This window comes from Streptococcus oralis (genome assembly GCF_001579025.1).
Taxonomy (GTDB): domain Bacteria; phylum Bacillota; class Bacilli; order Lactobacillales; family Streptococcaceae; genus Streptococcus; species Streptococcus oralis_X.
This window is the reverse complement of record NZ_KQ970235.1, coordinates 1,046,409-1,053,251: the sequence shown is the minus strand read 5'-3', so window position 1 is coordinate 1,053,251 and position 6,843 is coordinate 1,046,409. Positions and strand designations below refer to the sequence as shown.

Sequence of the window (6,843 nt, the reverse complement as noted above, 5' to 3'; positions counted from 1 at the left end):
GCTGGACTTCAGAAGCTGGTAAGTCTAAAGACTTGAATTTGGCTCCAGGCACTTACACCTTCCATGAGGAAGCAGCCCCAACAGGCTACCTCAAAGTAACGGACATCACTTTCCAAGTCAAACACGACGGCACAGTGGAAGTGACAAATGTTGGAGAAAAAGACTCTAAGGGTGAAGAAAACAAGGTCGTAACCAACGGCTCAACAGTAACTGTAACCGATAAAGACGATGACCTTCCACGTAAGATTACCTTCAGCAAGGTAAATTTAGCGGGTGAAGAAATCGCGGGAGCTAAAATCCAAATTTTCCGCGGTAAGAAGGTTGCAGGAACACCTGTGGCTGAATGGACTTCAAAAGCTAATCAATCACATGTACTTGATTTGACTCCGGGAGTATATACTTTCCATGAAGAGGCCGCTCCAACCGGATACTTAGCAGTAACAGATATTACATTCCAAGTTAACTACGACGGAACTGTAACAGTGGTAAATGCTAGTGGAAATCAGGTTGAGTTTAAGGATGGTAAGTTAGTAGTAACGGACCAAACTGAACCAGAAAATCCTAACCTACCAAACACTGGAAGCGAATCTGGACAAGCTGCATTAGCAGCAGGTTTAGCTCTTCTAGCTTTAGGTGCAGGTCTTGTAGCAACTAAACGAAGAAAAGAAGACTAATCTCATTTAGTAGCCAATAAGTACAGTAAAGAAAGATCAGGGATAACCCCCTGGTCTTTTTTTATGGTTCAGAATAATGAAATATGTTAAATTAAACTATTTATCAGTATGGGGTATGACTATTACTAGATCTCTTCTGATTTTTACTTATATAAAATAGTTTGGATAATTATTAAGGTATATCAAACTTATAAATAAATGGAATGTTTTGTGCAATGTTTCTTTCTGTTTGTGTAAAAGAGAAGTTGTTCGTATGTGTACACTAAACTTAAAGAAACTTCAGTGTGATGAAAGAATTAATTTTTATGACAGTAATTTTACACTATGTCAACATTTTCAAAAGGCAATAACCTCATAATATTACAAAAAAAGTTAATTTTGTTTTATAATGAAATTAAAGGAAATTTCTATATTAAGTACAGAACAAATACGATAAGTATTGTACTCACATATAGTTATGAAATATGTTAATATGATGTAGTTTAATTAATAACTCTCATGTATTTCAATAAGTCTGAAAGGAGATGAGTATTGGGAATCTATTATCAGAGTTGGTCGTTTTAATGTTTTCGGTAATTTAGAAAGGAAGATTATGAAGAACAAGAAATTTTGGTTACCCATCCTAACCTCTCTGGCCTGTTTGCTAGGGATGATCTTTGCTCCAAATTCAGTTCAAGCAAAGGAACTGAAGAACGTTATCAGTAATATTGGAATTTGGGAGGTTGATAATGGTAGATTTATAAAACCGGATGCGAATGGTGTTTATACTCTGTCTCCTGAGCATAATGATTACCCGAACTACAAGTTTATCGTAGATTATGATTTAAGTGCTTACGATGGTAAGTTGGAGGATGGTGACACCTTTACATTCACCGTTCCAGGTCCTTTGTCAGTTAGAGAGGAAACTTTTGATCTAAAGGACAAGGAAACAGACCTTGTTATCGGAGAAGCAAAAATTGTGTCAAATGGTGATAATAATGGTGGAAAGGCTACAATTACCCTAAAAAATTTAAAAACTTACCTAGAGAAGAAGAAGGGAATCTACGTTCAGAATGTTAGAGGAAGCTTCTATCTTGGATTTAGTTCTAAGAATGAACTAAGTGAGCAAACACTACGCTTTGAAAAGACAGAAACAATAAATGAAATTACTTATCAAATCAGGGTTGGTCGAAGAGGTGAGGTTGATTATTCTGAAGGAATTGGCAAAGCCAACTTTAGTAAATATCATGGATTAATTAGTAAGGAAGCCTGGACCTCAAAAGCTTTAAATAAGAGTGGTCAATATCTTCATACGTGGTATGTTAGGGTCAATCCAAAGCAAGCTTCATATGATAAAATTGAGATTCATGATTGGGTCGATCCAAATTCGTCACCAATGCAAATGATTCCAGAATCTCTCAGTGTTATAGCAGGTTGGTATAACAAAGTATACTACATGAAAGACGAGGTAGTTTTAGAAGCTGGTAAAGATTACGAAATTAAGTGGAATGATTCTTATACAGAATTCACCATTACCATTAACAACGCTTCTTCTATCGTAGCTAAAAATGGAAAACCAGCAGCTTTTCGAATTGGTTATAAAACGAGCGCTCCAGGAGATGGTACAAAAGTACTGAATAATGTCGAAGTAAAAGCCAATGATAAAAAACTGGAGTATCAAGATTATAGTAATAAGACGGTACTTCAGCAGATTGGTAATTCTGTTGTGGCCTCAGGAGGAACTATACAATTAGAGACAGCTTACCGTATCATTCTTTACAAGGTCGACGAGCTGACTCATGACCGTCTAAAAGGAGCAAAATTCAAGATTACTCCTCCGGCAGGAGCTACGGCTAAAGAGGAAATTGTAACGACAAATGATGACGGAATTGCTGAGTCATCTATTTACTCAGAAAGTGATATCAAGAAAGGGAACTATACAGTAACCGAGATTGAAGCTCCTGAGGGATATGAGTTGAATCCTACTCCATTTGAGATGACTGTTGGACAAGATGGAGCTATCAAAACAGTTACAAATAAACGTAGCAAAGCTAAAGTTAAGATTAAAGCTAATAAAAAACTTACAGGACGTGAGTTGAAGGCTGAAGAGTTTGAATTCACTTTAACAGACCAAGATGGTAAGGTGAAAGAAACTGTGAAGAATGACAAAGACGGAAACATTGCTTTCTCAGAATTGGAATTCGACAAAGCAGGGACTTATACCTTTAAAATTGCTGAAAAAGCTGGCAGTGATACAAGCATCAAGTACGACACTAAAACTGTTACGGCTACAGTTACTGTAGCGGACAAGGGTAAAGGTGCACTTGAAGCAACTGTTTCTTACGATGATGAAAAAGCTTTCGAGAATACTTACACTCCAGCAAAAACGGAAGTTCCTGTGAAGAAAGTATGGAAGGACGAGAACAACCAAGACGGTAAACGTCCAACTTCTGTCACAGTTAAATTGCTTGCAGATGATCAAGATACTGGTAAAACACTTGAATTGACTGAAGCAAATGGTTGGGCTGGAAGTTTCAAAGACCTTGATGCTGATAAAGGCGGCACACCTATCCAGTACACGGTAGTAGAAGTAACTGTTGCTGGTTACACTTCTAAGGTTACTGGTGACGTTGCATCAGGATTCACTATCACAAATAGCTATTCACCAGAAACAGTTGATGTAAAAGCAACTAAGAACTGGGATGACGCTAATAACCAAGACGGCAAACGTCCGACTAAGATTACAATCAATCTTTTAGCAGACGGTAAGAAAGTTGATTCGAAAGAAATTCAGGCTGCTGCAGACGGAACATGGACTGCTACATTCGAAAAATTAGCAAAATATAAAGCTGGTAAAGAAATCAAATACACTGTAACAGAAGAAGCCGTAGCAGAATACGAAGCGACTATTACAGACTTTACCATCACAAACAAATATGCTCCTAAAGAAATTGACTACAAGGTAACAAAAGTATGGAACGATGCGAATAACCAAGACGGTAAACGTCCTGAGTCCGTAACGGTTCAACTTTATAAAAAAGTAGGAGATGCAGATCCAGTAGCCGTTGAAGGTAAGAGATTGATCTTGACAGCTAAGGATAAGACGGACGCTAACATTTGGGTAGCATCCTTCACCAATCTTCCACAGTACGAAGCTGGTAAAGAAATCACTTACTCTATCAAGGAAGTGGATGTACCAGCTGGCTATGAAGCCTCTGTAACTGGTCAAGTAGTGACTAACACTCACAATCCGGATACAGTTATCCTTTCAGGAACCAAGGTGTGGAAAGATAACAACAACCAAGACGGCAAACGTACAACATCTGTGAAAGTTCAAATTCTTAACGGCGACAAAGTCGTTCAAGAAATTGAAGTATCAGAAGCAACTGGTTGGAAGTTCGAATCTAAAAAACTTCCTAAGTATGAAAATGGTAAACTAATCAAGTACACTGTCAAAGAAACTGCTATGACAGAATACAAAGCAACCATCACTACAGATAAGGATGGCAAGTACACCATTACCAATGAATATACACCAGAAAAAATTGCTGTAAGTGGACAAAAGACCTGGATTGATAATAACGACCAAGATCGTATCCGTCCAGTATCTATCACTGTCGCTCTTCTTGCCAATGGTAAAGAAACTGGCAAGACAGCAATCGCAACAGCTGAAACAGGTTGGAAGTATGAATTCACTGAACTGGATCGTTACCAAAATGGTAAAGCAATCGAGTACACAGTCAAAGAAGTTGGTGTTCCTACAGGTTACACAGCTACTGAAACTGGTATGAATGTGACCAACACTCATACACCAGAGAAAACATCTGTAAAAGGTAAGAAGATCTGGAAAGGTGATGAAAACCATAAAGACGCTCGCCCAGCATCTATTACAGTTAAACTATTTGCCAATGGTAAAGATACTGGTAAAACTGCAATAGCTTCAGAAGCAAGTGGTTGGACTTATGAATTTAAAGACCTTGATCGCAATCAAGATGGTAAAGAAATTACCTATACCATTGATGAGGCAGAACTTCCTAAAGGGTATACAAAAGCGGTGGATGGTTACACGATTACGAATACTTACACCCCAGAGAAACCAGGTCCAAAACCTAAACTTCCTAACACTGGCGAAAAAGTATCTAACGCAGCAGTAGTTGCAGGACTCGCTTTGATGGCAGTGACTGGAGGATTGTACTTTGTAAGCCGTAAAAATAAATAATCTAGCGTGAGAAAGATAGTTTTCATTTATTTTCTTAGGTTTAACCTGTGACAAAAAGACCAGAGGCTTCCTCTGGTCTTTTTAAGTATAGGAGTAAAAGAAAAACCCGGTAATTAAATACAGGGTTGGTAATCATTTTACCATCATCAATTCGACAATCATAGCAATATAGATGATTAAGGTAAGGAGAAAACCGGCTCTCCAGAAGAATTTGATGAATTTAGGGTAATAAAAACTTCGTTTTTTGACAAGGAAAAAGACTACAAGGAGGATTGCTAGGAGAGAAAGTGCGACTCCAAGTCGCGGTAGAAAGTTGTGGGTAAAGGCTTTAGCAGTAATCAGGTAGTACTCAAATACCAAAAGTGGAAAAGCTAGATCCGCGAAATTAAATCCTATTTTCCTAAGTCCGAAAAGCTTGGTGACAATAAAGCAAACCACCAAGGTTAATATCAATAATAAAATAGATGCTATTTTCATTAAAATCATACCCATATTGTATCATAAAAAATCACTAAAGGAAATGAGAAACAAGGGAATTTGTTGGAAAGTCAGGCTTTTGAGATTGTAGGTGTTTTTTGTTATAATGAAAGTTATGAAATCTTATAATACCTTGAATGATTATTATCGAAAACTTTTTGGAGAAAAGACTTTCAAAGTTCCTATTGATGCGGGATTTGACTGTCCAAATCGTGATGGAACTGTAGCTCATGGTGGTTGTACTTTTTGTACGGTTTCAGGTTCTGGAGATGCCATTGTGGCACCGGATGCCCCTATCCGTGAGCAATTTTATAAGGAAATTGACTTTATGCACCGCAAATGGCCAGATGTTAAAAGGTATCTAGTTTATTTCCAAAACTTTACCAACACCCATGAAAAGGTGGAAGTGATTCGGGAACGTTATGAGCAGGCTATCAACGAGCCAGGTGTAGTAGGAATCAATATCGGAACACGGCCAGACTGTTTACCCGATGAAACCATCGAATATTTGGCTGAGTTGTCGGAACGCATGCATGTGACGGTAGAATTGGGCTTACAGACTACTTTTGAAGCAACCTCTGACTTGATTAACCGTGCCCATTCTTATGAATTGTATGTTGAAACAGTAAAACGCTTGAGAAAGTATCCCAAGATTGAGATTGTTTCCCATTTAATTAATGGTTTGCCCGGTGAGACTCATGAGATGATGATTGAAAATGTCCGTCGCTGTGTTACGGATAATGATATTCAAGGAATTAAACTGCACTTGCTTCACCTCATGACCAATACGCGCATGCAGCGGGATTACCACGAAGGACGCTTGCAACTGATGAGTCAGGATGAGTATGTCAAGGTCATTTGTGACCAACTGGAAATCATTCCCAAGCATATCGTCATCCATCGAATCACAGGAGATGCACCGAGAGATATGTTGATAGGTCCCATGTGGAGCCTTAATAAATGGGAAGTGCTAAATGCTATTGAAACTGAGATGCGACGTCGTGGAAGTGTGCAAGGATGCAAGGCTGTAAAACAGGAGTTTAAAAATGAAAAGACCACTTGAGATGGCACATGATTTTTTAGCGGAAGTTGTGACAAAAGAGGATATCGTAGTGGATGCGACTATGGGTAATGGCCACGATACGCTATTTTTAGCCAAGCTAGCCAAGCAAGTCTATGCCTTTGATATCCAGGAGCAGGCTTTGGAGAAGACGCAAGAGCGTTTGGATCAGGCTGGAATGACAAATACCCAGTTAATCTTGCAAGGTCATGAGACACTTGATCAGTTTGTGACAGAAGCTAAGGCAGGGATTTTTAATCTGGGTTATCTGCCTTCTGCTGACAAATCCGTCATCACTCAACCTCAGACTACTATCGAAGCATTAGAAAAGCTGTGTCATTTGCTTGTCAAGGGGGACGGGATTGTCTATCATGATCTACTATGGTCGATGAAGGAGGGAGGATACTGAGAGGGAGTGCTGTATTGGTAGGTTT

General features: G+C 38.7%; 4 protein-coding genes and 1 pseudogene. 4 read left to right on the top strand and 1 reads right to left on the bottom strand.

Annotated features, from left to right (window positions below; all coding sequences use genetic code 11):
• Together SORDD27_RS10300 and SORDD27_RS05095 are read left to right on the top strand one after the other, a co-directional pair.
• The coding region (locus SORDD27_RS10300; RefSeq protein WP_231069298.1) for a SpaA isopeptide-forming pilin-related protein at window positions 1-674 on the top strand (674 nt) is incomplete at its 5' end.
• Window positions 675-1,266: 592 nt separating this feature from the next.
• A complete protein-coding gene (locus tag SORDD27_RS05095; RefSeq protein ID WP_061427707.1) occupies window positions 1,267-4,872 on the top strand; it encodes a Cna B-type domain-containing protein in 3,606 nt (1,201 codons plus the stop codon).
• Between the two features lie 132 nt (window positions 4,873-5,004).
• Here SORDD27_RS05095 and SORDD27_RS05090 read toward each other — a convergent pair whose 3' ends face one another.
• The gene (locus tag SORDD27_RS05090) at window positions 5,005-5,364 is read right to left on the bottom strand and encodes a DUF3397 domain-containing protein (protein ID WP_061427705.1); all 360 of its coding nucleotides are present in this window, start codon (window positions 5,362-5,364) and stop codon (window positions 5,005-5,007) included.
• A 91-nt stretch (window positions 5,365-5,455) separates the two neighbouring features.
• On the opposite strand from SORDD27_RS05090, the gene mnmL reads away from it, so the two are divergent.
• Window positions 5,456-6,412, top strand: coding sequence for a tRNA modification radical SAM protein MnmL/YtqA (mnmL, locus tag SORDD27_RS05085; RefSeq protein ID WP_061427703.1), 957 nt, complete (start codon window positions 5,456-5,458; stop codon window positions 6,410-6,412).
• Window positions 6,396-6,795: pseudogene (gene mnmM, locus SORDD27_RS05080) on the top strand (tRNA 5-(aminomethyl)-2-thiouridylate-methyltransferase MnmM); the annotation flags it as partial. The gene mnmL and the pseudogene mnmM, both read left to right, overlap by 17 nt.
• Window positions 6,796-6,843 lie beyond the last annotated feature (48 nt).

Bases quoted from the DNA above. Each gene is read 5' to 3' on its own strand.
- SORDD27_RS05095 (WP_061427707.1), top strand. From the start codon at position 1,267: ATGAAGAACAAGAAATTTTGGTTACCCATCCTAACCTCTCTGGCCTGT.
- SORDD27_RS05090 (WP_061427705.1), bottom strand. From the start codon at position 5,364: ATGGGTATGATTTTAATGAAAATAGCATCTATTTTATTATTGATATTA.
- mnmL (WP_061427703.1), top strand. From the start codon at position 5,456: ATGAAAGTTATGAAATCTTATAATACCTTGAATGATTATTATCGAAAA.